The following is a 23,208-nucleotide window of genomic DNA, read 5'->3' on the forward strand; positions in this document are numbered from 1 at the left end:
TTATGGCAATGCAATCTCAGGACATACTTCGTAAGTCCGCAACCAACGGGTTCACGCCTGCACCGCGTGCCCGTGACCATCAGCAGGAAGTGGCGAAACTGATCGACGTTACCACCTGCATCGGCTGTAAAGGCTGTCAGGTCGCCTGTTCCGAATGGAACGACCTGCGCGATGAAGTGGGTATCAATACCGGCGTGTACGATAACCCGATGGATCTCAGTGCGAAATCCTGGACGGTGATGCGTTTCTCGGAAGTGGAACAAAACGGCAAGCTGGAATGGCTGATCCGCAAAGACGGCTGTATGCACTGCGCCGATCCGGGCTGTTTGAAAGCCTGTCCGGCGGAAGGCGCAATTTTGCAGTACGCCAACGGCATCGTCGATTTTCAGTCAGAACATTGTATCGGCTGCGGTTACTGCATCGCCGGTTGCCCGTTCAACGTCCCGCGTATCAACAAACAGGATAACCGTGCCTACAAATGCACGCTGTGCGTTGATCGCGTGAGCGTCGGCCAGGAACCCGCTTGTGTGAAAACCTGCCCGACCGGCGCAATTCATTTCGGCACCAAAACCGCGATGCAGGATCTGGCCGCAGAACGCGTCAGCGAACTGAAAGGCCGCGGTTTTGAGCACGCCGGTTTGTACGATCCGCAGGGCGTCGGCGGTACGCACGTGATGTACGTGCTGCATCACGCTGACAACCCGCAGCTGTATCACGGCCTGCCGAAAGATCCGGCGATCAGCGCCGCAGTCACTTTATGGAAAGGTGTCTGGAAACCGCTGGCGGCGGTCGGCTTCGCCGTCACCTTTGCGGCGGCAGCCTTCCATTTCCTTGGTGTCGGGCCGAACTATGTGAAAGAGGAAGAGCACGCAGAAGAAGGCGAAAAACATGACGATGAGGAGAAACGGCCATGAAAAAAGAGAAGTTAATCCAGCGCTATAACCTGGCAGAACGCCTCAATCACTGGATTGTTGCCTTTTGCTTTGTGACGCTGGCGCTCAGCGGCATCGGCTTTTTCTTCCCGTCGTTTAACTGGCTGATGAACGTGTACGGTACGCCGCAACTGGCGCGTATCCTGCACCCGTTCTTTGGCGTGGTGATGTTTGTTTCTTTCCTCGGCATGTTCTTCCGTTACTGGAAGCACAATTTGCCGGAAAAAGACGACATCGTGTGGGCGAAAAATATCGGCAAAGTGCTGACCAACCATGAAGTCGGCGACACCGGACGCTATAACTTCGGCCAGAAATGCGTGTTCTGGGCGGCGATCAGTTGCCTTATGTTGCTGATGGCCAGCGGCGTCATTATCTGGCGTCCGTGGTTTGCGGATTTCTTCCCCATCCCGCTGATCCGTCTGGCGCTGCTGGTGCATTCACTGGCCGGTATCGGGCTGATTCTGGTGATCATCATGCACGTCTACGCGGCGACCTGGGCGAAAGGGTCGATCGCGGCGATGACCGGCGGCAAAGTCCCGGCGTCATGGGCGAAATATCACCATCCGCGCTGGTACCGTCAGGTGCGTGAGGAAGAGCAGAAAAAAGAACACGACGAGAGGAAGGCCGGATGAGTATCCAGATGGTTCCACAGGACGAACTGGCAGACGGTAAAACCACGGCGGGAAACATCCCGCCGGTATTGTTCGCCAACCTGAAAACGCTCTATCAGCGCCGTGCCGATCGTCTGCGCGCGCTGGCAGAAGACAGCCCGCTCGACGGGTATCTCAACTTCGCTGCGGCGATTTGTGATGCACAGCAGCGCGTGCTGAAAGAATTTCCGCTCAGTATCGATCTGAGTCAGGAATTAGAGAAAGCCGCCGGTAAACCGCCGCTCGACTGCCGTCTGTTTCCGCGCACGGCGCACTGGCTGACCTTGCTGGATGCGCTGATCGCCGTGCTGAAAGCGGAAGCGTCGGAACCGGTGCGCGCGGTGCTGGAACGCCTTGAACATTCTCCGGGGCTGCAACGGGAAATGATGGCGACGCAGTTACTGAATCAGGATTTCAAACACGTTCCTGCCGACAAAGCGCCCTTTATCTGGGCCGCGTTGTCGCTGTACTGGGCGCAGATGGCGGCGCAACTGCGTGGCGTCGGGCGGGCGGATTACGGCGAAAATCGCCAGTTCTGTCCGGTGTGCGGCAGCGTGCCTGTTTCTGCGGTGATTTCGTTGGGTGCCCAAAGCGGCCTGCGCTATCTGCACTGCAATCTGTGCGAAAGCGAATGGCATGTGGTGCGCGCCAAATGCAGCAACTGCGATGAAATGGAACATCTGAATCTGTGGTCGATCGATGACGAGCAGGCGACAGTGAAAGCCGAAGCCTGTGACGATTGCGGCGCTTACCTGAAAGTGATTTATCAGGAAAAAGACCCGCAGGCAGAGGCCGTGGCAGACGATCTCGCCACGCTGTTGCTGGATGACCGGATGGAAGACAAAGGTTTTTCCGGCAGCGGCATCAACCCCTTCCTGTTTCCCGCGGAATAATCTGTAAAACTGGCAGCCTGCGTCGCTTCATGGCGAAGAAGGCGCAGGGCTGCTAGCTTTAAAACAGGTTCCGGCGAAAACGAGGAGGGTCTGATGAAGTTGATCGGCAGTTATACCAGCCCGTATGTGCGAAAGATTTCGGTGATGTTGCTGGAAAAGGGCATCCCGTTTGATTTCATTAACGACACGCCCCACGAACCGGACTGCAAAATTACCCGCTTCAATCCTCTCGGAAAAGTCCCCGCGCTGGTCACCGACGACGGCGAAGTTTTCTATGATTCCCCGATCATTGTGCAGTTCATCGAGCTGATGAATGTCGCGCCGACGCTGTTGCCGTGGCAGCCGCTGGACGCCCTGCGCGTGAAGCAAATCGAAGCCCTGGCCGATGGCGTCACCGATGCCGCTGTGGCGCTGGTGATGGAAGGGCGGCGCGATGCCGACAAGCGTAACGAAGCCTGGATTTTGCGTCAGCGGGAAAAACTGCTGCGCGGGCTGGATGCGCTGGAAAGCCATGCCGCAAAGCGCACGTTGCTTAACGGCGAAAGCCTCAACGTGGCTGATATCGCCGTCGCCTGCTGTCTGGGCTACCTCAACTTCCGGCGTATCGCGCCGGGCTGGTGTGTCGGGCATCCTGAGCTGATCAAACTGGTCGAGCGCCTGTTCCAGCGCGAGAGTTTTGCGCGCACCACACCACCGGGGAGTGGTAACGTCAGCGTTGCAGCAAAAAAGGTGTGAAGCTGCTCGAAGAGTTCTCTTTACATCCCGCCTGAGAGACACCCACCGCCTACGCTTTATGCAGCGTTCTGCTAAAACCTGCTGCATAAAGGAGTTCCATCATGGCTTATGATAAAAATCCTCATGCCGTCAAACCGGAAGAATACGGTTTCCCGCTCAAACTCAAAAAACAATACGACAATTTCATTGGCGGTGAATGGGTCGCGCCGGTGAAAAATGAATATTACGACAACCTGACGCCGGTAACCGGCGAAGTGCTGTGCAAAGTTGCCAGCTCCGGCACTGAAGACGTCGATCTGGCGCTGGATGCCGCCCATAAAGCCAAAGACGAATGGGGCAAAATGCCGGTGCAGCAGCGGGCAAACCTGTTGCTGAAAGTCGCCGATCGCATGGAACAAAACATCGAACTGCTGGCAAATGCCGAAACCTGGGATAACGGTAAACCGATCCGCGAAACCAGCGGCGCTGACGTGCCTTTAGCCATCGACCACTTCCGTTATTTCGCCTCCTGCGTGCGTGCTCAGGAAGGCGGGATCAGCGAAATCGACAGCGAAACTGTCGCCTATCATTTCCACGAACCGCTGGGTGTGGTGGCGCAAATTATCCCGTGGAACTTCCCGCTGCTGATGGCCTGCTGGAAAATGGCACCGGCGCTGGCGGCAGGTAACTGCATCGTGCTCAAACCGGCCAAACTGACGCCGCTTTCCGTTCTGCTGCTGATGGAGCTGGTGCAGGATATCCTGCCTGCCGGGGTCATCAACGTGGTCAACGGCGCGGGCGGGGAAATCGGCGAATATCTGGCGACGTCCAAACGCATCGCGAAAGTGGCGTTTACCGGTTCGACGGAAGTCGGCCAGCAAATTGCCGGTTATGCCGCACAAAACCTGATCCCGGCGACGCTGGAACTGGGCGGCAAATCGCCGAATATCTTCTTCGCGGATGTGATGGATAAAGAGGACGAATTCTTCGACAAAGCGCTGGAAGGCTTTGCGCTGTTCGCCTTCAATCAGGGCGAAGTCTGTACCTGTCCGAGCCGCGCGCTGGTGCAGGAGTCGATCTACGAACGCTTTATGGAACGCGCCATCAAACGCGTCGAAGCCATCAAAACCGGTAACCCGCTGGATATCGAAACCCAGATGGGCGCGCAGGTATCTGCCGGACAGATGAAAACCATTCTGGATTACATCGAAATCGGGAAGCAAGAGGGCGCGGAAGTGCTGACCGGCGGCGCGAAGAAAAAACTCGAAGGCTCGCTGAACGAGGGTTATTACCTGCAACCGACAATTTTGCTGGGTAAAAACAACATGCGTGTTTTCCAGGAAGAAATTTTCGGACCGGTGCTGGCGGTAACCACCTTCAAAGACATGGATGAGGCGCTGCAAATCGCCAACGATACGGCGTATGGATTAGGGGCGGGCGTCTGGAGCCGTGACGGCAACGTGGCGTATCACATGGGGCGTAACATTCAGGCAGGCCGTGTCTGGACCAACTGCTACCACGCCTATCCGGCGCACGCGGCATTCGGTGGCTACAAACAGTCCGGTATCGGGCGTGAAACCCACAAGATGATGCTGGATCACTATCAGCAAACCAAGTGCCTGCTGGTGAGTTATTCGAGTAAACCGATGGGGCTTTTCTGATTCTGAGTTGCCATTAATACCCCACCCCAGCCCTCCCCTTCGCAGGGGAGGGAGCAGGTCGGTGCTTTTACTCCTCCCCCTGCGAAGGGGGAGGCGGGGAGGGGGTTTTGCAGACGACTCAGATCGAATCACACCACGCTGTTCGGCGGCAGAACCACCTGACGGCTGCGCAGGAACACCGCGACCAGCGCCAGCCAGGCGAGGCCGCTTAACAGGTTGAACATGTTGAACATCCCCGCGCCGCCTTCGACGTAAGCCACTTTTGCCAGCTCAATGCCCAGCGTGAAGATCAACATACTGATGACGCCCATCGCGGCGGAGACTGTGCCTTTGCTCATGTCGCTGGAGAACAGCGTCAGGCGGTACAAACCGGCATTCGCCACACCAATCCCGAAGGCATACAGGCTCAGACCGGCAGTCATCCACAAATACGCATGGGCGGAAACCAGCGTGGCCGCCGCGGCGATCAGCAGACCGGCCACCATCGGGCCTGCACCCAGCTTAATCAGGTATTCGACGGTGCGTTTGCCGGACAGGCGCGCCAGCGTCACGTTACCGATGATCAGCGCGCCGAAAATCGGCACCTGCAACAATCCGTAATCGTAGGCCGCTAAGCCTTCACCGCTGATTAAAATCACCGGCGACTGCGCAATCCATGTCAGCAGCGGCAGGCTGGCAAAACCAATCGCCAGCGCGCCGCACAGGAACTGGCGGTTTTTCAGCACGTGTTTGTAATCACGCAGCAGACTCGGCATGGAGAAGGGTTCGCCCAGACGGGAAGCGGTCTCCGGCATGGATTTCCACAAGCCCCACAACGCAATCGCGGCGAGCACGGCGAAAATCACAAACATCGACTGCCACGGCGCAACGTGGATCAGCGCCGCACCGGCCAGCGGACCGAGCAGTGGCGCAATCAGGGCGACGTTGGCCATCATGGCGGTGATTTTGATACACACCGATTCCTCGAAGGATTCCTGTATCGCGGCATAGCCGACGGCGCCAATAAAGCACAGGCTGATGCCCTGCAGGAAACGCATCACCATAAACTGCTCGATGTTTTGTGCGAACAAAATCGCCAGACAGGTGATGATGAAAAAGCTGACGCCCGCCAGCATCACAGGACGACGCCCGCGCCGGTCGGACAGCGGTCCGAGCAGCCATTGCAGGAACATGCCGCCCGCCAGATACGCGGTCATGGATGTCGGCACCCATTCTTCCCCGGCATTAAAATTAGCCACGACGGCCAGCATGCCGGGTTGGATCATATCGTTGCCGATATAGGTCGCAAACTCGAACAGCACCAGGCACAGAGGGAACAAAAGCGCCTGCCGCCCCAGAAGGGACGCAGTATTTGGAGAATTATGCATTTTTAGTTATTCACAGACGTAAGGCTAATCGGTTGAAAATTAGCAGAAAATAAGAGACTGTCCGGGCGGGTTTCGCAGGCGAGGCAGTAATGCTGGCTATTTTGCCGATTATTTGAGCGCAACGCAATCTTCCGATTCACCTTCAGCACAATCTGAGATCGGCACTTTTACCTTGTTTGCCGTTCAAAAGCTGGCTAGGCTGCAAACACCCCATCGATAAGAAGGAAATTGCCGGGAATGAGCCAAAAAATCAGCTGGATTGACAACCTGCGCGCGCTCGCCTGCATGATGGTGGTGATGATCCACGCCAGCACGTCGCTGGTGGTCAATTTCGCGGCGGTGCATACGGCTGAATGGACGGTGGCAAACCTGCTTAATTCTGCGTCACGGGTCTGTGTGCCGCTGTTCTTTATGATTTCCGGCGCGTTGTTCTTTGGCGAAAAGAGCGCGCAAAAAAGGCATTTCCTGCGCGTCACGTTATGCCTGCTGTTCTACAGCGCCGTCTCGCTTCTCTATATCCTCACGATGACAAAAATCGGATTTTGGCCGTCTTTGCGTCTGATGCTGGAAAAACCGGTGTTTTATCATCTTTGGTTCTTCTACGCGATCATCGTGATTTACCTGCTTTCCCCGCTGATTAACGTTAAGGCCGTCCCGGGAAAATACGTGCTGATCGCGGGAATATTGCTCGGTGTGCTGGCGAATCCGCAGCTTCCTGAGGTGACATGGCAGAAAATCCACCTTCTGCCACTGGATTTGTACATCAGCGGCGATACCTTCTACTACGTCCTTTATGCCCTGATGGGGCGCGCCATCAGCCAGCTTAATACCGGGAGAACGGCGGTCACGCTGGCGGCTGGCGGCCTGTTTATCCTCAGCACCCTGGCGATTGCCACGGGAACCTACCGGCAGATGCAGATTAATCAGAATTTCGCCGACACTTTCTACGTTTACAGCGGGCCGCTGGTGTTTATCTCCGCCATATCGCTGTTTGTGGCGTTCAAAAATGCGCTGACACAGCGCATTCTGCCGGGATTTGCGCTGATCTCACGTCATTCACTGGCGATCTACGGCTTTCATGCGTTAATCATCATCGGCCTGCGCAGCCAGCATCTCGACTTCCCGCAATTCCCGCTGCTGAACATCATCTGGCTGTTTATCTGCGGACTGGGCGGCGGTTTATTACTGGCAATGGCGCTGGGGAAAATAGACCGAAGGAACTGGGTGAGCTGACACCGCTAACGCCACCGCTCCTGCGCCCGTCTGAACTGCCTTGCTGACGAGAATCCGGCGGCGAGTGCGGCTTTTTCGATCCCCGCGCCTTGTTGCAGGCGTTGTTGTGCGACGGCGATGCGCAGTTGTTCGTGGTAATCGCGCACGCTGATCCCCAGATGCTGGCGGAACAAACGGGTGAGGTGGCGGCCGCTGATGTGCGCTTTGGCGGCGACATCTTCCACCTGCCAGGCGGATTCCGGTTCGGCGGCCATCAGGTTTTGCGCGCGGTGCACGGCAGGGTGCAGGTGATTGCGGTAACGCAGCCACGGAGAAAGCTGCGGGTCATCACCGCCACGGCGGAAATACACCACCATTTCGCGGGCGACATCCAGCGCGGCCTGCGCGCCCAGATGTGTGGCGATCAGATGCAGCGCCAGATCGATACCCGCACTGATACCGGCGCTGGTCAGCACTGAGCGGTCTTCGACAAATATGCGGTTATCTTTGACCTGCGCGGCGGGCACCTGCTGGCGTAAACGGTCGATCACGTCGTGGTGCGTGGTGCACTGATAGCCATCGAGCAGCCCGGCTTTTCCGGCCAGCAGGCTGCCGGAACAGATGCAGACTAACGTTAAACTCCCCGCCTCAATGGCGCTTTTCTGCTGACGCAGCCAGTCGCAGGCGGTCAGCGCCACCGGCGAGGTAAAGTTTTCGGCGGATTCGGCGACGCCGGGCATGATCAGAATACTGCCTGCGGGCAGACCTTGCGGGAGTGGCTGCAAATGGCTGACCGTCAGGCCTGTCGACATCATCACTTCCGGCTGCGGCCCGATGTAGTGCAGCCGGAACTGACCGCTCAGGCGCAGCGCTTCAGCCGGACCGGTCAGATCCAGCGACATCACGCCGGGGAGCGTCACAAAGTAGACATTTCGCTGCATCGTGTTTCATCCGTCCGCAGGGGAAAACGCTATCTTCACACAGCGCGGTCGAGTTCCGCCAGCGCACCGCTCACGTCGGTCACGGTGGCAAAGCGGTCGGCGAGCACCAGTTCGGTACGCAATTTGATCTCCTGCGCGCTCAGTGTGACGCCGCTGGCGTGGGTCATCGGGAAGGTCAGTGTCGCTTCGGTCACGAAAGTCACTGTGTAGCCCAGGTCGGAGGCCACGCGTGCCGTGGTTTCGCAGCACTGTTCGGTGCGTGTTCCGGCGATGATCAGATGCGTGATGCCTTTTTCACGCAGCCAGCCGTCGAGGCCGGATTCTGTCAGGGCGTTATGCACGTGTTTATGCACGACATGTTGCGGCTGATGGGTGAGGAAAGACATCGGTGTCACCAGGCCGGAATCCAGCGAAAACACGCCATCCGGATTGACGTGAAATACGTCGATGACCGGCACGTTGCGGGTCTGACAGCCGGCGATCAGGCGGGTTAACGCGTCGCTGAACGCCGGTAAATCTTCCTGCTGCCAGAAGTCTTTATGTTCGAAGGAACGCTGAACGTCGATATTTAACAGGGCGCTGTGTGTCATTTCCGGACTCCATCTGTTGAGTGTGAAGTCAGTGTGCGCCTGAATTAAGATGAGATGAATGCCAAAAACGGACAGGATACTGACCGGGGCGGACGACCTGCGCCATCCGCCATCGGTTCTGTTTTTTGATCAAAGTTTCTGATCGGCGCGCCAGTGGTGATAATCGATATGATCGGCCTGGAAATTGGTGGCTTCGGCATTGCCGGTCAGGCGGTAAGCCAGCTGGAATGCGAAATCAAACGCCAGCCCCAGCCCTTTGCCGCTGAGCAAATTGCCGTCTTCCACAAAGGACTGATTGACGTAAACGCCGTCTTTCACGTCTTTGTATAAATCGCCGGAGCAGACATAGCGGCGGCCTTTCAGCAGGCCATTTCCACCCAGCACGCGGGCGGCAGCGGAGCACAGCGGGCAAATCAGTTTACCGGCCTCGTCGTGACGGCGGACAAACTCTGCCACTTCTTTGCTGGCCGCCAGCGCCACGGATCCTTCCGGTCCGCCGGGCATCACCACGGCATCGAATAAACGGTCGCCCTGCGCAGACAGCAATTCGTTGGCCTGCATCTGAATGCCGTGATAGGTGCGCAGCGTCTGACTTTTCTGGCAGGCCAGCGTGGTGACCTGAATCTCCAGCCGCTCGAGAATATCGAGCACAATCACCGCTTCGCCTTCTTCAAATCCGTCGGCCAGCAGCAGGGCGACCTGTTTCTTCGCGTTGTCCTTTACCATAATGCAAAAGTCCTCTGAGGATAAAAATCAGAGGACATCATAAAATGAAACGTTGTTTTGATATTGTGAGTGGCGTTGCAGAGTGAACTAGAAAACCAACTGCACTTTCGACGCTTTGGATTTATCCATCGCGTAGTCCAGTGCTTCCACCAGACTTTCCTGCGGGAATTCCGCCGACAGCAATGGCATCGGATCCACGGTTTTATTCGCCAGCCATTCCACCGCAGTGTTAAATTCTTCCGTGAAGCGGAAACTGCCGACCCAGTTAATTTCTTTAGCAATCAGCATCATCAGCGGGAATTCATTCACCACCGGCCCCATACCGACCTGCACCAGCGTGCCGCGCGCACGGGTCACTTCCAGACAGCGGCGGATGGATGAAGGATGGCCTGAGGCGTCAAAGGCCACGTCGAAAAAGCCTTTCTGCGCCTGATATTCGCTGAAATCGCCCTGTGCGGCATCCAGCGCTTTGCTTGCGCCTACCGCCAGTGCCAGCGTGCGGCAACGTTCGCTCGGGTCTGTCACCAAGATTTGCGCTGCGCCTTTGGCTTTCGCTGCCAGCACGATTAAGCAGCCAATCGGGCCGACGCCGGACACAAACACGGTTTTGCCATGAATATCACCCGCCTGGTTCACGGCATGAATGGCGACAGCCAGCGGTTCGGCGAACACCATCAGACGGTCGCTGACCTGATTGTCGTAAGGAATGCACTGGGCGCTGTCGACAATTTTATACTGCGTGAACGCGCCGTTGATGTGCGGAAAGTACATCGCGCTGCCGAAGAATTTCATGGTGGTGCACTGGTTCTCGTCGCCGGACAGGCAATATTTGCAGGCCTTGCATGGCTTACTCGGATTCAGCGCCACTTTCTGACCGGGCTGCAAACGCGGGTTGTCGGATTTCTCCACCACACCCACCACTTCATGGCCGAGCACCATTGCCTCGCGCACTTTGAAATCACCGACGGCACCGTGTTCGTAATAATGCAGATCGGAACCACAGATGCCGCCACGGGTGATTTTCACCAGCGTGCCCTGGCCGGTGTAGTCGAGGGTCTGGTTGATCACTGAAACGTCTTTTTTCCCGGTCACGACACAAGATTGCGTGCTGATAGTCATGGAATTCTCGCTCTTTAAAGGGCCTGATTGCGCCCAGTAAAGAGGGTTTACCCGCCGGAAAATGTGACCGTCGTCACTTTGTGCCGTGTTACGAAAACCTGTTACCCATAACTTGAACGCACTCAACCTTTCCCGGCGGAGTTATCACGGTTTCGCGCCGGAATGCTGAGGATCAGATGCGTGATCACACCGCCCGCCAGCCCCCAAAATGCTGAGCCGACGCCCAGCAGCGTGACGCCGGACGCGGTGATCAGAAATGTAATAATCGCCGCATCGCGCTGTTTTTCATTTTCCAGTGCGCGGTACAGGCTGCCCGCAATGGTGCCGAGTAACGCCAGCCCGGCGATGGTGTGGATCAGCGCCTCCGGCAGCGTGGTAAAGACCATGCCGATCGAGCCACCAAACACGCCCGCGATCAGATAGAAAATGCCTGCCGCGACGGCAGCCATATAGCGTTTTTTCGGATCAGGATGAATATCTTCACCCATGCAGATCGCGGCGGTAATGGCGGCGATACAGACGGTAAAACCGCCGAACGGCGCTAAAACTAACGCCGTCAGCGCGGTCCAGGAAATCAGCGGGGAAACGGGCAGGTGATAGCCGTGGGCTTTCAGCGTGGCGATCCCCGGCGCATTCTGCGAGGCCATGGTGACGACAAAAAACGGAATGCCGATGCCGATCATCGATGAAAGCGTGAAATGCGGCATCACAAACGCCGGTGCCGCGAAGGTCAGTGTCTGGCCGTGCAGCGCAATATCGCCCTGGAAACCGGCGACAATCAGCCCGGTGGCCAGCGCGAGCACCACCGCATAGCGCGGCAGGGCGCGTTTCGCCAGCAGATACACCAGACACATGCTGCCCGCGAGGGCGAAATGACTTTGCAGCGAGGTAAACGCGTTCAGCCCGAAACGCAGCAGAATGCCGCCGAGCATGGCGGCCGAAAGTGCCTGAGGAATGTAATGCATCAGCCGGGCGAACAGGCCGGTCACGCCGCACAGCAGAATCAGCCCGGTGGCAAACACAAACACACCGATCGCCTCATTCAGCGAGGTGCCGGGCAGGCTGGTGACCAGCAACGCCGCCCCGGGCGTGGACCAGGCGGTCACTACCGGCGTGCGGTAATACAGCGAAAGACCGATGCTGGTGACGCCCATGCCCAGCCCCAGCATACTCAGCCAGCCGCCAATCTGTGCGACGCTGGCACCCGCCGCTTCCGCCGCCTGAAAGATAATCGCCGCCGAGCTGGTATATCCGACTAAAACCGCCACAAATCCGGCGATCACCGCCGAAAAGGTAAGATCCTGCACACTGAAACGCGAAGCCATGGGTGAAAATCCTTCTGGTTACCGGCCACTGGCGGTATGCTGTTGTGCGTTATAGCGCACGTTCGATGCGCTCAAGATATCACTGTGCGTTATAACGCACAATCGCGATGAACGATCATCGTCGCAGAGGAGACACAATGCAGGAACTCACCCGCCATATTGGCAGCCAGCTGAAGGCCGTGCGCAGCGAGCGCGGCTGGAGCCTCAGCCAGACGGCTGAACACACCGGTGTCAGCAAGGCGATGCTCGGACAAATTGAGCGTGGCGAATCCAGCCCGACGGTGGCAACGCTGTGGAAAATCGCCAGCGGGCTGAATGTCTCGTTTTCAGAATTTCTCGAAACCCCGCCCGCGCAGTCGGCGGCGTTGCATCGGCATGGCCTGCTGACCACGTTCGACAGCGCGACCTCGGGGATGCGCGTGGTGCCGCTGTTTCCTTATGACGCCACGCTGCGGATGGACATGTTTGTTATCGATCTCGAGCCGGGCGGATGCAGCGAATCCACACCGCATGAAGCGGGCGTGATTGAGCATGTGATTGTGATCGACGGGGAACTGACGCTGACCGTTGATGGCGTGACGCGCCTTCTCCGCGCCGGTGAGGCGCTACGTTTTGCGGCCGATTGTCCGCATGGATACTGCAACGACAGCGGCCATTCCGTGCGTTTCCACGACCTGATACATTATCCGCAGTCACGCCCGTAACCTTTTCATTTCCTGAGGAGAATGACCCGATGAGCCAGCCGCACGATGTGGTGATCCGTCCGTTAACCCCCGCTGATCGCGACAGCTGGGAAGTGTTATGGCGCGATTATCTGGATTTTTATCAGTCAACGCTCGATCCGGCGCAGTTTGATTACACCTTCCGGCGGTTATCGCAGCCTGATTATGCCGACATGTTTGGCTATGTGGCTGAACATCAGGGAAAGCTGGTGGGGCTGGTGAACTGTATCAATCACGATCACGGCTGGCATATGCAGCAGGTGGTGTATTTGCAGGATTTATACGTCGATGACGCCGCGCGGAAACTGGGGATCGGGCAAAAACTGATTGAAGCGGTATACGCTTACGCCGACGACAATCAGAAAGCCAATGTCTACTGGACGACGAAAACCACCAACCATACGGCCCGTAAATTGTATGACCGTATTGGTACGCTGACTGACTTTATTAAGTATCAGCGCTAAAGCGGTTTGCGCATATTCATTTTGGTGGTGACGTAACCCAGGCTGGCGTACAACGCCTGCGCTCCGGGGTTGCTGGCGAACACATTCAGCTCAATCGCCACACTCCCGAGATCGCGCAGGCGGTCTTCCATCAACCGAAATGCCGCAGCGGCATGGCCCTGACGGCGAAATTGCGGGAAGACCGTCAGCTCATACACAAACGCGCTGCGCACGCCGTAGCGTTCCACGTTCGCGAACCACAGATAGCCTGCCGTTTCGCTGTGTTCTTCTGCGCGGATTTCATAAAGATAATGGTCCGGCGTATCGATGCCCTGTGGCAACGCGCTTTGCGTCGAACTTCGCGCGCGTTCCAGCGCGGTATCCGCCCGCCACAGACCGGCGGTCACGTTCTCTTCGGCATAATCCTTCGCCAGTTGTTCGGCAAATTCTGCATAAAATCCGGCACTCATGGGCACTAAAACGGTCATCATTTCCCTCTGATTTACTGACTGGTTTCCGCCTTTTTATAAGGCGTGACATAGCATTCGCTGATGGTGGTTGAATGGCTTTCAACCTGCGTGATGATGTAGCCCTTATCGGTCAGCGCGACGGAGCTGTAAGGGGTTTCATTGTGCTTATCGGCGATCACCTCTTCGAAAGACTGAATGATTTTGGCTTTCTCATTCGCCCGCGCCGGATCGTCCAGCCCGTCGACCTTGATCATCGCCTGCTTGAACTGGTTACTGAAGGCGGTTTTTCCCGCCCGGCTTTCGATCACCGCTTTGATGTTAACCGTGATGTCATTGCCGAGCAAAAACAGCGTATTGCTCTGGTAAACCAGCACATTTTTACGCTTCGCGACCACAAAGCCGTTTTCAATGACTTTCATCTTGCTGTTGTTGGCGTACGTCACGTCATCAAGGCAGATGGTTTTATCCCCGATCTTAAACTGGCTGAAACGCGCTTTGATTTCTTTCGGCGTGGAAGCAGCCTGCGAACAGAGCGGCGCGAGCAGCAGAAGTGGTAAGAACCATGACTTCATAGGAGTTTCCTGAACAGGTGCTGAATCAGCCGACATAACAGCAGTATAGGGAGAGCGGCGCAGGATGCGAACGTTTATCTTTACGGGAGAGTTTTTTACCGTTTTGGCTATAGCATCTCCGCCTGTTGCCGATAATTCAGACGATAAGGGAATTCCCGCTTCTGCCGGGCCAGCATCAGGGACAGATTATCCGCGTTATTTCATCGTGAGTTTTCACTGTACGTTTTTCTGTTCCGGGGTAGTTTTATGAGTCAGATGCAGGCGCTTTCACCGGCGGCCAGAGTTGACCGCCAATGCCACCAAAATTGCCGGTAAGGGTGACAGCATCATGACGGATGTTGTCGGTATTATGGGCGATATTGACGACAGTTCGCGGCGTCTCTCTGAGATCACGTCCGTGATTAATGGCATTGCATTCCAGACTAACATTCTGGCGCTGAACGCCGCGGTTGAAGCCGCGCGTGCAGGTGAGCAGGGGAGCAGATCGCGTTTTTGCTCCTCCCCCTGCGAAGGGGGAGGCGGGGAGGGGGTATTAAAGCGTTCTCTGAACGAGTTTTTAACGACACCCCCCGCTTTCTGCGCTATGTTTTTCTTCCTTTTGCTTTCTTTTTTCAGGAGATTTCCATGAGCCAGCCTTCACTGATTTTGTACTCTGATGCTGATTTTTTCAGTCCTTACGTGATGTCTGCTTTTGTGGCGCTGACTGAAAAGGGCATTCCGTTTGAACTGGAAACGGTCAGCCTGGCAGATGCGGAGAACCTGAAAGAAACCTATTCGGCGCTGTCCATGACCCGTCGCGTTCCGACGCTGACCAACGGCACCTTTGTGTTATCCGAATCGTCGGCGATTGATGAGTACGTTGAAGCGCTTTTCCCGGCGCCGACGTTTCCGGCTATCTATCCGGCCGATCCGGAAAATCGCGCTAAAGCGCGTGAAGTGCAGGCGTGGCTGCGCAGTGATCTGATGCCGATCCGTGAGGAGCGTTCGACAGAAGTGGTGTTTGCCGGCGCAAAACGCCCGGCACTCAGTGAAAAAGGGCAGCAGGCAGCCGAAAAACTGTATGCCGCCGCAGAGCGTTTGCTGGGGGATAAAGAACATTTATTTGGCGAATGGAGTATTGCGGATGTCGATCTGGCGCTGATGCTCAACCGTCTGCATCTGAACGGTGATGTGATGCCGGAAAAACTGGCCGCTTACGCAGAAGCGCAATGGCAGCGGCCATCGGTTAAGGAATGGCTGGCGCTTTCAGCCTAAGGTTTTGGTCAGAAAAAACCGGGTATGCGTCGAGGGCGCATCGTCCGGCGCGCGGGTATCGGCGATGTAATCTTCCAGCGCCATCTGCATGTGATAGCCCATACGTTCGTAGAAAGGCCGCGCCTGAAAACTGAATGTATCGACCAGCGAATACCGGCAGCCCCGCGCTTTGGCTTCTTCTTCCGCTTCTGTTATCAGCTGCGTGCCGACATCCTGTCCACGCAGCGATTCATCCACCCACAGCATTTGAATGTACATCCACTTGCCGACCGTTTCCGCCACAATGCCCGCCTGTTTGTTACCCTGTTCATCTTCCACAAAAATACCTAATGCGCGGAATTTCGATTGCGGGACAAAGTTTCTGTTGAAATTACGCAGTGCCGTTTTGATCTCCTCGAGATCGTTTTCGGTCGGGGCATGGCTGAGACGGGTCTTCATGACAGGATTCCTTTTATCGTTAACGTTTTGTCGTGGCGAGTCGTACTGCAAAGGCAAGAAAAACGGTGCCAGTTAAGCGATCAAGCGTTCTGACCACTGCGGGGCGGCGCAACCAGCGCGATAACGGCCGCGTGGCGGAAATCATGGTGATGGACCAGAGTGTGCCGATCACGGCGTGCATGGCGGCGAGCCCAAAAATATAAGGCCCGACCGGATAGCCGGTAGCGACAAACTGCGGCAGGAAAGAAACATAAAATACGCCGACTTTCGGGTTCAGCACATTGCCAAACAATCCCCTTATGAACGGAGAATTGCCGATGCGCAACACTTTCCCGCTGCCCTCCGGCGCGGACATGTTCATTTCGCTCCGCGGTTTGAGCAGCATCTGCAAACCGAGCCAGGCCAGATAAGCTGCGCCGGTCCACTTAAGCAGTGTAAATGCCATTTCAGACGCCGCAAGAACCGCGCCTAAGCCGAGTGCCACCATCGCGCCCCAGATAAGACAGCCGGTACTGATGCCAAATGCTGACAATAATGCTTTTTTGCTGCCCTGACTGGCCGCCGTGCGCAGAACCAATGCGGTATCCAGGCCCGGTGTCAGCGTTAAAATTCCGGCAGCAAGTGCATAAGAAAGGAGAGATTCGGTAACGGTCATGGCTTTTCCTGATGAGCGAAAAAACCAGAATAGTGAACAGGATGGGAGAGTTGCAATCGCGAATTTAAACGAAATTCGGCATAAAAATACTGGCAAATAAAAAAGCCTGTGGAAGTCGGGCTTCCACAGGCTTTTCAGAGGGTTTTTCGCAGGCGATTATTTGTAGATTTCAGCGTCAGCGTGCAGTTTGTTGTTACCGGTCACGGAGATGATGCGGTAAGAAGAGGCACCGGCTTCTTTCGCTTGTTGAGACAGTTTCGCTTCCAGGCCGCCGATTGTGGTGGAGTTGGCTGCGGAAATCACACCGATTTTTTGCATGTCGCCGGAAGGCTGAGTGATCTGCTCTGCCGCGAAGCTACCGAAAGAAATCAGGGAGAGGGTGGCAGCTACAGCAAAAATTTTGACGTTTTTCATGATGATTCATCCATTCAGGTTATGAGAGTGAAAGGTGGTTGCCTTTCGATGAATGTATAATAGGCCTGTCTGGCGGAGATGAAAAACGGATTGATTTGAGTATCTCATTCAAAATATTTGGTCTACTTTTTACGCAGTTTTACGTGCGAATGCGGGTAGCTGACGTAACCGCATTCGTGCTGACACAGCCTGAAATTGCCTTAGATTTCTCTGCGTTTTTCTTCCTTCCTGCTGATTTTGGGCGGTTTTGTAGAATCGGTGCTAGACTTTGATTGCAGTTCAAGAAGAGGGGCGTTCGTGTAAAACACACGTTCTGCTCGCAGAGCGCGAAACGTTCTGCTTTTGTTTGGCTGACTTGGCTGAACAATATTCACGGTAACGGAAATTTATTCGGAGGAGTCGAAAATGGGAATTTTATCCTGGATTATCTTTGGTCTGATTGCAGGTATTCTGGCTAAGTGGATCATGCCGGGCAAAGATGGCGGCGGATTCATTCTGACCGTTGTTCTGGGTGTCGTTGGTGCCGTCGTGGGCGGGTACATCAGTACGTTCTTCGGTTTTGGCCGCGTAGACGGATTCAACTTCGGCAGCTTCGTTGTCGCCGTGATCGGTGCGATTGTCGTGCTGTTTATCTACCGCAAAATCAGAAGCTAAGGTGTCAACCTTAGGTTGAGATGTGAAAAGCCGCGCAGGTCGCGGCTTTTTTGTGTCTGTGAATCACTCCACCGGCGACGTCGGCAGCCGCACGATGTCCTGATTTTCATTGCCCATCCAGTACACGCCTTCCTTCGCCCAGAACGGTCCTTCGATAAAATCGAGCAGGTCAGAATACTCCTCGTAAAACTGTTTGCCGTCGCGGTTGTAGACACGCATATAGCCGGAATAATGCCCGCCGTCGCCCGGCATGGTCATGCGCGGGATAAATTCAAACGTCTTGTACTCACGCACCACATACTCTTTATTCGGACTCCACTGCTCCGAAACCAGCTTCCCCTGTTTCCACCACTGATGGCCTGCGGCGATCACCGCCATCAGCACCGCCAGCACGACCCAGCGTTTACGCTGACGCACCAGGGCTTCCTGACTTTTGATTTTTGGCATTAACTTCACTCTGCATTTTTACGCGGACGTCCGCCTTTTTTGCCGTTTACCCTGCTGGCATTGGCTTTCGCGGCACTGCGCATCGCGCCATTAACCGATGCCACAATTTTTTGTAAATCACTGGCATCAAAAAGGATTTTTGCCAGCAACCCTGGCAGATAGATATCCACATCGCATGCCGGAACACGCAATGCTTTACTGAAACCATCCACTTCAGCGGTGTTCAGCTGCTCCCGGGTGGCGTGCTGAAGTTCTGCTATCAAATCAATATTAATCAGATAGCCCACGCCATTACCGTGCATGATCATAAAGGCATGTTGCTCCGGACGATAGTCGACAGAAACAGGGCGGGAAGGGTCGCTGGCCGTTTGCTCCCCGCGTTTTAATGCCGCTTCAAATCGTGTCATTGGTGCCATGGATCTTCTCCCATTCAGCATTGAGCGTGACGATATTTGCTTCCAGATAACGGAACAAACCTTTGATCTCCGCGAACGTGCCGACACCATAGATTTCCATGGTATCGAAGTTAAGTGAATGACGGTCAAAAGCCATTTTGATTCTTTGATCTCCGCGCCGGAGATGTACATGACGGGGCAGATGATCATGGCTGTACACCATAATCAGCCATCCTGAAAAACGCAGAATTGTGGGCATGAGTTTATCCATAAACCTAGCAGTTAGGTTTATGGTAGGCCTGACGGGGGGAATAAGCGAGCGTTACTTTATCAGCGGGCTAAATCGCCACCAGACCCCGCACGCCTTCGGCTTCCATTTCGTCGCCACGGCCGCGTTTGACGATGCTGCCGCGTGACATCACCAGATAGCTGTCGGCCAGTTCGGCGGCGAAATCGTAGAATTGTTCGACCAGCAGGATCGCCATGTCACCCCGTGCGGCGAGCTGTTTGATCACCGCGCCGATTTCCTTAATCACCGACGGCTGAATGCCTTCGGTCGGTTCGTCGAGGATCAGCAGGCTGGGTTTACAGGCCAGCGCGCGGCCAATGGCCAGTTGTTGTTGCTGGCCGCCGGACAAGTCCCCGCCCCGGCGATGTTTCATTTCCAGCAGGATCGGGAACAGGTGGTAGATTTCATCCGGCACCTGTTTTGCGTGGCTGCCGGAAAATCGCGACAGACCCATCAGCAGATTTTCTTCGACGGTCAGGCGCGGAAAAATTTCGCGACCCTGCGGGACATAGGCGATGCCCGCCTGCACGCGCTGGTGCGGTTTGCGGCTGTTGATCACCTGATCCTGCCAGCGGATGGTGCCGGATTTGGCCGGGATCAGCCCCATCAGGCATTTCAGCAGTGTGGTTTTTCCCACGCCGTTGCGCCCGAGCAGACAGGTCACTTCACCGATTTTTGCCTCAAAAGACAGGCCGCGCAGAATGTGGCTGCCGCCGTAAAACTGATTCAGTTCATTTACCTGCAACATAATGCGATTCCTCAGCGCCCTAAATACACGTCGATAACCTGCTCGTTGGCCTGCACATCGCGCAGCGAACCTTCGGCCAGAACCTGCCCCTGATGCAGCACCGTCACGTGGTCGGCGATGGTTTCCACAAAGCCCATATCGTGTTCGACCACCATCAGTGAATGTTTGCCCGCCAGTTGTTTGAACAGCTCGGCGGTGTATTCGGTTTCGGCGTCGGTCATGCCCGCTGCCGGTTCGTCGAGCAGTAATAAATGCGGCTCCTGTACCAGCAACATGCCGATCTCCAGAAACTGTTTCTGCCCATGCGAAAGCAGGCCCGCCGGCCGATGCCGTTCCGCCGCCAGACGCAGCGTGCCGAGCATGTCATCAATGCGGTCGCGCTGCTCGCTGTTCATTTTGGCGCGCAGACAGGCCCATACGGATTTATTGGTTTTCTGCGCGATTTCCAGATTCTCGAACACGGTCAGCGCCTCAAACACCGTCGGTTTCTGGAATTTGCGCCCGATGCCGGACTGCGCGATGCGCACCGGATCCAGTTTGGTCAGATCGGTGCGCTGATCGTAAAAAACGCGCCCGCTTTGCGGTTTGGTTTTGCCGGTGATCACGTCCATCAGCGTGGTTTTCCCCGCGCCGTTCGGGCCGATGACGCAGCGTAATTCGCCGACGCCGATGTTCAGCGACAAATTGGTCAGCGCCTTAAATCCGTCAAAGCTGACGTTAATGTTTTCCAGCTGCAAAATCGGATCGGTTTGTTCACGGTGCCTGTCCGCCAGATGTGGCTGGGTAAACAGGTCTTCGGTCATGGTCATCGGACTCATCAGGATTTCCTCTTGCGCAGCAGGCCAATCACGCCTTGCGGCAGGAACAGCGTCACCAGAATAAACATGCCGCCGAGCACAAACTGCCAGTATTCGGGGATGGCGACCGTGAACCAGCTTTTCGCGCCGTTGACTATGCCTGCGCCAATAATCGGGCCGATCAGTGTGCCGCGGCCGCCGAGCGCCACCCAGATGGCGGCTTCGATGGAGTTGGTCGGCGACATTTCGCCCGGGTTGATAATCCCGACCTGCGGCACGTACAACGCGCCCGCCAGGCCGCACAACATGGCGGAAATCGTCCAGACGAACAGCTTGAAACCTTTCGGATCGTAGCCGCAGAAAATCAGCCGGTTTTCAGCGTCGCGCACGGCGGTCAGCACGCGGCCATATTTACTGCGCGCCAGGCCAAAACCGAGCGCCAGACTGGCCACCAGCACCAGAACCGTGGCTAAAAACAGTCCCACGCGGGTGCTGGTGGCGGTGACCGGAAAGCCGAGCAGGGTGGTGAAACCGGTGAAGCCGTTGTTGCCGCCGAAGCCGGTTTCATTGCGGAAAAACAGCAACATACCGGCGTAGGTCAGCGCCTGCGTCATGATCGAGAAATAGACGCCTTTGATTTTTGAGCGGAAAGCAAAGTAGCCGAATACAAACGCCAGTGCGCCCGGCACCAGCACGATCAGGCACAGCGCCCAGGCAAAATGCTGCGTGCCTGCCCAGAACCACGGCAGTTCGGTCCATGAGAGGAACGACATAAAATCCGGCAGCCCGCTGCCTGCCGCCTGCCGCATTAAATACATGCCCATCGCATAACCGCCGAGGGCGAAAAATAACCCGTGACCGAGCGACAGCAAACCGGCGTAGCCCCACACCAGATCGAGTGCGATCGCGACGATCGCATAACAGAGGATCTTACCGATCAATGTCAGCGTGTAGGTGGAGATCGCCAGCGGATTTGTGGCGGGCAATAACGCCAGAAACGGCATCACAATCAGGATGATGAGCACCAGCGTGCCCACCGAAATCGCAATCTTCGGCGCTTTTTGTACGCCGGTAATCGTCAGAGGCTGGCTCATCAGTCAATCACCCTGCCTTTGAAGGCGAAGAGTCCCTGAGGACGTTTCTGGATAAACAGGATAATCAGCGCGAGGATCAGGATTTTCCCCAGTACCGCGCCGATTTCCGGCTCAAGAATTTTGTTCACAATGCCCAGACCAAAGGCCGCCACCACGGTGCCCGCCAGTTGTCCGACGCCGCCGAGCACCACCACCAGGAAGGAGTCGATGATGTAACCCTGACCGAGTTCCGGGCCGACATTGCTTAGCTGCGACAGCGCGACGCCGCCCAGACCGGCAATGCCGGAACCGAGGCCGAACGCCAGCATATCGACGCGACCGGTCGGCACGCCGCAACAGGCCGCCATCGCGCGGTTTTGCGTCACGGCACGGACGTTCATGCCAAGGCGCGTTTTATTGAGCAGCAGCCAGGTCAGGCCGAGCACCAGCAGTACGAAGATGATCACCGCGATGCGGTTGTACGGCAGCACCAGATTCGGCAGCAGCTGAATGCCACCGGAGAGCCAGCCGGGGTTCGCCACTTCAACGTTCTGCGCACCAAACAGCATGCGCACGCCCTGGATCAGGATCAGGCTGATGCCCCAGGTGGCCAGCAGGGTTTCCAGCGGACGCCCGTATAAATGGCGGATCACCGTGCGCTCCAGCGCCATGCCGATCCCGGCGGTAATGAAAAAGGCCACCGGCAGCGCGACCAGCGGATACAGCGCCAGCAATCCCGGCGCGTAGTGCTGAAACAGCGACTGCACCATGTAGGTGGAGTAAGAGCCGAGCATGAGCATTTCGCCGTGCGCCATGTTAATCACGCCCAGCAAACCGTAAGTGATCGCCAGCCCCAGCGCGGCCAGCAGCAGAATCGAGCCGAGGGATAATCCGGTAAAAGCCTGTCCGAGCAGATCGCCGATTAACAGGCGATGTTGTACCGCTTTCAGGCTGGCGAGCGCGGCGTTGCGCACCGTGGCATCGGCTTCCGTTTGCGGATCAGTCAGACTTTGCAGACGGCCTTGCGTATCCGGGTCGCCCGACGTGCCGAGCAGTTCAACGGCTTTCAGGCGTACCTGCGGGCTGGCATCGGTCAGCTGTAAATTCGCCAGCGCGATGGAAAGGGCGTCGTGCACCGTGCTGTCTTTTTCCAGTTCAAGACGATGGGTCAGCAGCGGCAGCTGATCGGCCTGCGCTTCACGTTGTAAAGCTCTGGCGGCCTGCAAACGGACGGCGCTGTCGGTGCTCACCAGACGGTGCGCGGAAAGCGCATTGGCAATCAGAATGCGCAGGCGGTTGTTCAGCCATACTTTTTTGGTGTCACCCTGCGGTTGGACGTCGCCTTCCAGCGGCGTCAGCTGATCGCCATTGCGGATGAATGCGTGTTTTGCTTCATCGATGACGACGTTTTCCTGCTTCAGCGCCTCAAGCAGCGGCAACCTTTCCGGCTGCGGATCCGCCGCCCATTGCTGTAATAACGTGGCCTGCTGGCTGCGGCTGGCGGCAGCAAAGTCATTCGCCGCCCCCGCCTCGGCCAGCAACGGAAGGCAACAAAGCAGGAAAAGCAGTGATCGGATGAGGATTCTCATAATGTTCTCGCCGCATAAAGTTGATGCTGGTTTGCTCCTCCCCCTGCGAAGGGGGAGGAGTGAAAGGCGCCGATCTGCTCCCTCCCCTGCGAAGGGGAGGGCTGGGGTGGGGTATTAA

General features: G+C 56.3%; 27 protein-coding genes and 2 pseudogenes. 11 read left to right on the plus strand and 18 right to left on the minus strand.

Going from position 1 to position 23,208, the window contains the following annotated elements; genetic code table 11:
- Positions 1 to 2: 2 nt before the first annotated feature.
- From fdxH to exaC, 5 genes are all read left to right on the plus strand, one after another.
- On the plus strand, positions 3 to 914 hold the full coding sequence (gene fdxH / locus J9880_RS08005) for a formate dehydrogenase subunit beta (RefSeq protein WP_112291572.1): 912 nt from the start codon (positions 3 to 5) through the stop codon (positions 912 to 914).
- On the plus strand, positions 911 to 1,564 hold the full coding sequence (gene fdoI / locus J9880_RS08010; protein ID WP_119825538.1) for a formate dehydrogenase cytochrome b556 subunit: 654 nt from the start codon (positions 911 to 913) through the stop codon (positions 1,562 to 1,564). Before fdxH ends, fdoI begins: the two co-directional genes overlap by 4 nt.
- Positions 1,561 to 2,475 (plus strand): formate dehydrogenase accessory protein FdhE, encoded by a 915-nt coding sequence (fdhE, locus tag J9880_RS08015; RefSeq protein WP_119825536.1) that lies wholly within the window; start codon positions 1,561 to 1,563, stop codon positions 2,473 to 2,475. Before fdoI ends, fdhE begins: the two co-directional genes overlap by 4 nt.
- A gap of 93 nt (positions 2,476 to 2,568) precedes the next feature.
- Positions 2,569 to 3,210 (plus strand): glutathione S-transferase, encoded by a 642-nt coding sequence (locus tag J9880_RS08020; RefSeq protein WP_095923985.1) that lies wholly within the window; start codon positions 2,569 to 2,571, stop codon positions 3,208 to 3,210.
- 101 nt (positions 3,211 to 3,311) lie between these two features.
- Complete coding sequence (exaC, locus tag J9880_RS08025) at positions 3,312 to 4,850, plus strand: acetaldehyde dehydrogenase ExaC (protein ID WP_095923984.1); 1,539 nt, start codon at positions 3,312 to 3,314, stop codon at positions 4,848 to 4,850.
- Between the two features lie 128 nt (positions 4,851 to 4,978).
- On the opposite strand, the gene J9880_RS08030 is transcribed toward exaC, so the two are convergent.
- A complete protein-coding gene (locus J9880_RS08030) occupies positions 4,979 to 6,217 on the minus strand; it encodes an MFS transporter (RefSeq protein WP_095923983.1) in 1,239 nt (412 codons plus the stop codon).
- 237 nt (positions 6,218 to 6,454) lie between these two features.
- Here J9880_RS08030 and J9880_RS08035 point away from each other — a divergent pair, with 237 nt between their 5' ends.
- Positions 6,455 to 7,450, plus strand: a complete 996-nt coding sequence (locus J9880_RS08035; RefSeq protein WP_232770290.1) for an acyltransferase — start codon at positions 6,455 to 6,457, stop codon at positions 7,448 to 7,450.
- A gap of 5 nt (positions 7,451 to 7,455) precedes the next feature.
- On the opposite strand, the gene J9880_RS08040 is transcribed toward J9880_RS08035, so the two are convergent.
- The 5 genes and pseudogenes from J9880_RS08040 to J9880_RS08060 all read right to left on the minus strand — a co-directional run bounded on the left by J9880_RS08040 (position 7,456) and on the right by J9880_RS08060 (position 12,130).
- Positions 7,456 to 8,370 (minus strand): GlxA family transcriptional regulator, encoded by a 915-nt coding sequence (locus J9880_RS08040; RefSeq protein WP_095923981.1) that lies wholly within the window; start codon positions 8,368 to 8,370, stop codon positions 7,456 to 7,458.
- A 47-nt stretch (positions 8,371 to 8,417) separates the two neighbouring features.
- A pseudogene (locus J9880_RS08045) lies at positions 8,418 to 8,960 on the minus strand (isochorismatase family protein); the annotation flags it as partial.
- A gap of 129 nt (positions 8,961 to 9,089) precedes the next feature.
- On the minus strand, positions 9,090 to 9,686 hold the full coding sequence (locus J9880_RS08050; RefSeq protein ID WP_095923979.1) for a DJ-1/PfpI family protein: 597 nt from the start codon (positions 9,684 to 9,686) through the stop codon (positions 9,090 to 9,092).
- A gap of 87 nt (positions 9,687 to 9,773) precedes the next feature.
- On the minus strand, positions 9,774 to 10,805 hold the full coding sequence (idnD, locus tag J9880_RS08055) for an L-idonate 5-dehydrogenase (RefSeq protein WP_232770292.1): 1,032 nt from the start codon (positions 10,803 to 10,805) through the stop codon (positions 9,774 to 9,776).
- A 122-nt stretch (positions 10,806 to 10,927) separates the two neighbouring features.
- Complete coding sequence (locus J9880_RS08060; RefSeq protein WP_232770293.1) at positions 10,928 to 12,130, minus strand: benzoate/H(+) symporter BenE family transporter; 1,203 nt, start codon at positions 12,128 to 12,130, stop codon at positions 10,928 to 10,930.
- A gap of 137 nt (positions 12,131 to 12,267) precedes the next feature.
- Here J9880_RS08060 and J9880_RS08065 point away from each other — a divergent pair, with 137 nt between their 5' ends.
- The gene (locus tag J9880_RS08065; protein WP_119825527.1) at positions 12,268 to 12,834 is read left to right on the plus strand and encodes a helix-turn-helix domain-containing protein; all 567 of its coding nucleotides are present in this window, start codon (positions 12,268 to 12,270) and stop codon (positions 12,832 to 12,834) included.
- Positions 12,835 to 12,863: 29 nt separating this feature from the next.
- Positions 12,864 to 13,316, plus strand: a complete 453-nt coding sequence (locus J9880_RS08070) for a GNAT family N-acetyltransferase (RefSeq protein ID WP_095923975.1) — start codon at positions 12,864 to 12,866, stop codon at positions 13,314 to 13,316.
- Here J9880_RS08070 and J9880_RS08075 read toward each other — a convergent pair.
- Both J9880_RS08075 and J9880_RS08080 read right to left on the minus strand, forming a co-directional pair.
- A complete protein-coding gene (locus tag J9880_RS08075) occupies positions 13,313 to 13,786 on the minus strand; it encodes a GNAT family N-acetyltransferase (protein WP_229921155.1) in 474 nt (157 codons plus the stop codon). The two genes, J9880_RS08070 and J9880_RS08075, sit on opposite strands and share 4 nt — an antisense overlap.
- Positions 13,787 to 13,797: 11 nt before the next feature.
- On the minus strand, positions 13,798 to 14,337 hold the full coding sequence (locus tag J9880_RS08080; protein WP_095923973.1) for a hypothetical protein: 540 nt from the start codon (positions 14,335 to 14,337) through the stop codon (positions 13,798 to 13,800).
- Between the two features lie 307 nt (positions 14,338 to 14,644).
- Between J9880_RS08080 and J9880_RS08085 the strand changes: the two are divergent.
- Both J9880_RS08085 and yfcF read left to right on the plus strand, forming a co-directional pair.
- Positions 14,645 to 14,815: pseudogene (locus J9880_RS08085) on the plus strand (methyl-accepting chemotaxis protein); the annotation flags it as partial.
- A 146-nt stretch (positions 14,816 to 14,961) separates the two neighbouring features.
- Positions 14,962 to 15,591 carry a glutathione transferase gene (gene yfcF / locus J9880_RS08090; RefSeq protein ID WP_095923972.1) on the plus strand — a complete coding sequence of 210 codons (630 nt, stop codon included), beginning with the start codon at positions 14,962 to 14,964 and terminating at the stop codon, positions 15,589 to 15,591.
- Here yfcF and J9880_RS08095 read toward each other — a convergent pair.
- The 3 genes from J9880_RS08095 to bhsA form a co-directional block, all read right to left on the minus strand.
- Complete coding sequence (locus tag J9880_RS08095; RefSeq protein WP_095923971.1) at positions 15,583 to 16,029, minus strand: GNAT family N-acetyltransferase; 447 nt, start codon at positions 16,027 to 16,029, stop codon at positions 15,583 to 15,585. The two genes, yfcF and J9880_RS08095, sit on opposite strands and share 9 nt — an antisense overlap.
- Before the next feature lie 19 nt (positions 16,030 to 16,048).
- The gene (locus J9880_RS08100; protein ID WP_095923970.1) at positions 16,049 to 16,684 is read right to left on the minus strand and encodes a LysE family translocator; all 636 of its coding nucleotides are present in this window, start codon (positions 16,682 to 16,684) and stop codon (positions 16,049 to 16,051) included.
- Positions 16,685 to 16,840: 156 nt separating this feature from the next.
- Positions 16,841 to 17,098, minus strand: coding sequence for a multiple stress resistance protein BhsA (gene bhsA, locus J9880_RS08105; protein ID WP_095923969.1), 258 nt, complete (start codon positions 17,096 to 17,098; stop codon positions 16,841 to 16,843).
- Positions 17,099 to 17,503: 405 nt separating this feature from the next.
- Here bhsA and J9880_RS08110 point away from each other — a divergent pair, with 405 nt between their 5' ends.
- Positions 17,504 to 17,752: a GlsB/YeaQ/YmgE family stress response membrane protein gene (locus J9880_RS08110; protein WP_056775793.1), complete on the plus strand. Its 249-nt coding sequence runs from the start codon at positions 17,504 to 17,506 to the stop codon at positions 17,750 to 17,752.
- 63 nt (positions 17,753 to 17,815) lie between these two features.
- On the opposite strand, the gene J9880_RS08115 is transcribed toward J9880_RS08110, so the two are convergent.
- The 7 genes from J9880_RS08115 to urtB all read right to left on the minus strand — a co-directional run bounded on the left by J9880_RS08115 (position 17,816) and on the right by urtB (position 23,090).
- Complete coding sequence (locus J9880_RS08115; protein WP_133823040.1) at positions 17,816 to 18,199, minus strand: hypothetical protein; 384 nt, start codon at positions 18,197 to 18,199, stop codon at positions 17,816 to 17,818.
- Positions 18,200 to 18,204: 5 nt separating this feature from the next.
- Positions 18,205 to 18,615 carry a DUF2442 domain-containing protein gene (locus J9880_RS08120; protein WP_232770294.1) on the minus strand — a complete coding sequence of 137 codons (411 nt, stop codon included), beginning with the start codon at positions 18,613 to 18,615 and terminating at the stop codon, positions 18,205 to 18,207.
- Positions 18,593 to 18,751, minus strand: coding sequence for a hypothetical protein (locus J9880_RS08125; RefSeq protein WP_166654453.1), 159 nt, complete (start codon positions 18,749 to 18,751; stop codon positions 18,593 to 18,595). The genes J9880_RS08120 and J9880_RS08125 overlap by 23 nt, the downstream gene beginning before the upstream one ends.
- Before the next feature lie 181 nt (positions 18,752 to 18,932).
- Positions 18,933 to 19,631: an urea ABC transporter ATP-binding subunit UrtE gene (gene urtE, locus J9880_RS08130; protein WP_014333364.1), complete on the minus strand. Its 699-nt coding sequence runs from the start codon at positions 19,629 to 19,631 to the stop codon at positions 18,933 to 18,935.
- 11 nt (positions 19,632 to 19,642) lie between these two features.
- Entirely contained in the window at positions 19,643 to 20,440 is a 798-nt protein-coding gene (gene urtD, locus J9880_RS08135; RefSeq protein ID WP_095925240.1) for an urea ABC transporter ATP-binding protein UrtD, read from the minus strand.
- A gap of 8 nt (positions 20,441 to 20,448) precedes the next feature.
- Positions 20,449 to 21,522, minus strand: coding sequence for an urea ABC transporter permease subunit UrtC (urtC, locus tag J9880_RS08140; protein WP_232770295.1), 1,074 nt, complete (start codon positions 21,520 to 21,522; stop codon positions 20,449 to 20,451).
- Positions 21,522 to 23,090 carry an urea ABC transporter permease subunit UrtB gene (gene urtB / locus J9880_RS08145; protein WP_232770296.1) on the minus strand — a complete coding sequence of 523 codons (1,569 nt, stop codon included), beginning with the start codon at positions 23,088 to 23,090 and terminating at the stop codon, positions 21,522 to 21,524. Before urtB ends, urtC begins: the two co-directional genes overlap by 1 nt.
- Positions 23,091 to 23,208: the final 118 nt, after the last annotated feature.

Source organism: Rahnella victoriana, assembly GCF_021276285.1.
In the GTDB taxonomy this organism is placed as follows: domain Bacteria; phylum Pseudomonadota; class Gammaproteobacteria; order Enterobacterales; family Enterobacteriaceae; genus Rahnella; species Rahnella victoriana.

Excerpts from the sequence above, each read along its gene's own strand:
- fdxH (WP_112291572.1), top strand. The coding sequence starts at position 3 with ATGGCAATGCAATCTCAGGACATACTTCGTAAGTCCGCAACCAACGGG.
- fdoI (WP_119825538.1), top strand. The coding sequence starts at position 911 with ATGAAAAAAGAGAAGTTAATCCAGCGCTATAACCTGGCAGAACGCCTC.
- fdhE (WP_119825536.1), top strand. The coding sequence starts at position 1,561 with ATGAGTATCCAGATGGTTCCACAGGACGAACTGGCAGACGGTAAAACC.
- J9880_RS08020 (WP_095923985.1), top strand. The coding sequence starts at position 2,569 with ATGAAGTTGATCGGCAGTTATACCAGCCCGTATGTGCGAAAGATTTCG.
- exaC (WP_095923984.1), top strand. The coding sequence starts at position 3,312 with ATGGCTTATGATAAAAATCCTCATGCCGTCAAACCGGAAGAATACGGT.
- J9880_RS08030 (WP_095923983.1), bottom strand. The coding sequence starts at position 6,217 with ATGCATAATTCTCCAAATACTGCGTCCCTTCTGGGGCGGCAGGCGCTT.
- J9880_RS08035 (WP_232770290.1), top strand. The coding sequence starts at position 6,455 with ATGAGCCAAAAAATCAGCTGGATTGACAACCTGCGCGCGCTCGCCTGC.
- J9880_RS08040 (WP_095923981.1), bottom strand. The coding sequence starts at position 8,370 with ATGCAGCGAAATGTCTACTTTGTGACGCTCCCCGGCGTGATGTCGCTG.
- J9880_RS08050 (WP_095923979.1), bottom strand. The coding sequence starts at position 9,686 with ATGGTAAAGGACAACGCGAAGAAACAGGTCGCCCTGCTGCTGGCCGAC.
- idnD (WP_232770292.1), bottom strand. The coding sequence starts at position 10,805 with ATGACTATCAGCACGCAATCTTGTGTCGTGACCGGGAAAAAAGACGTT.
- J9880_RS08060 (WP_232770293.1), bottom strand. The coding sequence starts at position 12,130 with ATGGCTTCGCGTTTCAGTGTGCAGGATCTTACCTTTTCGGCGGTGATC.
- J9880_RS08065 (WP_119825527.1), top strand. The coding sequence starts at position 12,268 with ATGCAGGAACTCACCCGCCATATTGGCAGCCAGCTGAAGGCCGTGCGC.
- J9880_RS08070 (WP_095923975.1), top strand. The coding sequence starts at position 12,864 with ATGAGCCAGCCGCACGATGTGGTGATCCGTCCGTTAACCCCCGCTGAT.
- J9880_RS08075 (WP_229921155.1), bottom strand. The coding sequence starts at position 13,786 with ATGATGACCGTTTTAGTGCCCATGAGTGCCGGATTTTATGCAGAATTT.
- J9880_RS08080 (WP_095923973.1), bottom strand. The coding sequence starts at position 14,337 with ATGAAGTCATGGTTCTTACCACTTCTGCTGCTCGCGCCGCTCTGTTCG.
- yfcF (WP_095923972.1), top strand. The coding sequence starts at position 14,962 with ATGAGCCAGCCTTCACTGATTTTGTACTCTGATGCTGATTTTTTCAGT.
- J9880_RS08095 (WP_095923971.1), bottom strand. The coding sequence starts at position 16,029 with ATGAAGACCCGTCTCAGCCATGCCCCGACCGAAAACGATCTCGAGGAG.
- J9880_RS08100 (WP_095923970.1), bottom strand. The coding sequence starts at position 16,684 with ATGACCGTTACCGAATCTCTCCTTTCTTATGCACTTGCTGCCGGAATT.
- bhsA (WP_095923969.1), bottom strand. The coding sequence starts at position 17,098 with ATGAAAAACGTCAAAATTTTTGCTGTAGCTGCCACCCTCTCCCTGATT.
- J9880_RS08110 (WP_056775793.1), top strand. The coding sequence starts at position 17,504 with ATGGGAATTTTATCCTGGATTATCTTTGGTCTGATTGCAGGTATTCTG.
- J9880_RS08115 (WP_133823040.1), bottom strand. The coding sequence starts at position 18,199 with ATGCCAAAAATCAAAAGTCAGGAAGCCCTGGTGCGTCAGCGTAAACGC.
- J9880_RS08120 (WP_232770294.1), bottom strand. The coding sequence starts at position 18,615 with ATGGCACCAATGACACGATTTGAAGCGGCATTAAAACGCGGGGAGCAA.
- J9880_RS08125 (WP_166654453.1), bottom strand. The coding sequence starts at position 18,751 with ATGGCTTTTGACCGTCATTCACTTAACTTCGATACCATGGAAATCTAT.
- urtE (WP_014333364.1), bottom strand. The coding sequence starts at position 19,631 with ATGTTGCAGGTAAATGAACTGAATCAGTTTTACGGCGGCAGCCACATT.
- urtD (WP_095925240.1), bottom strand. The coding sequence starts at position 20,440 with ATGACCATGACCGAAGACCTGTTTACCCAGCCACATCTGGCGGACAGG.
- urtC (WP_232770295.1), bottom strand. The coding sequence starts at position 21,522 with ATGAGCCAGCCTCTGACGATTACCGGCGTACAAAAAGCGCCGAAGATT.
- urtB (WP_232770296.1), bottom strand. The coding sequence starts at position 23,090 with ATGAGAATCCTCATCCGATCACTGCTTTTCCTGCTTTGTTGCCTTCCG.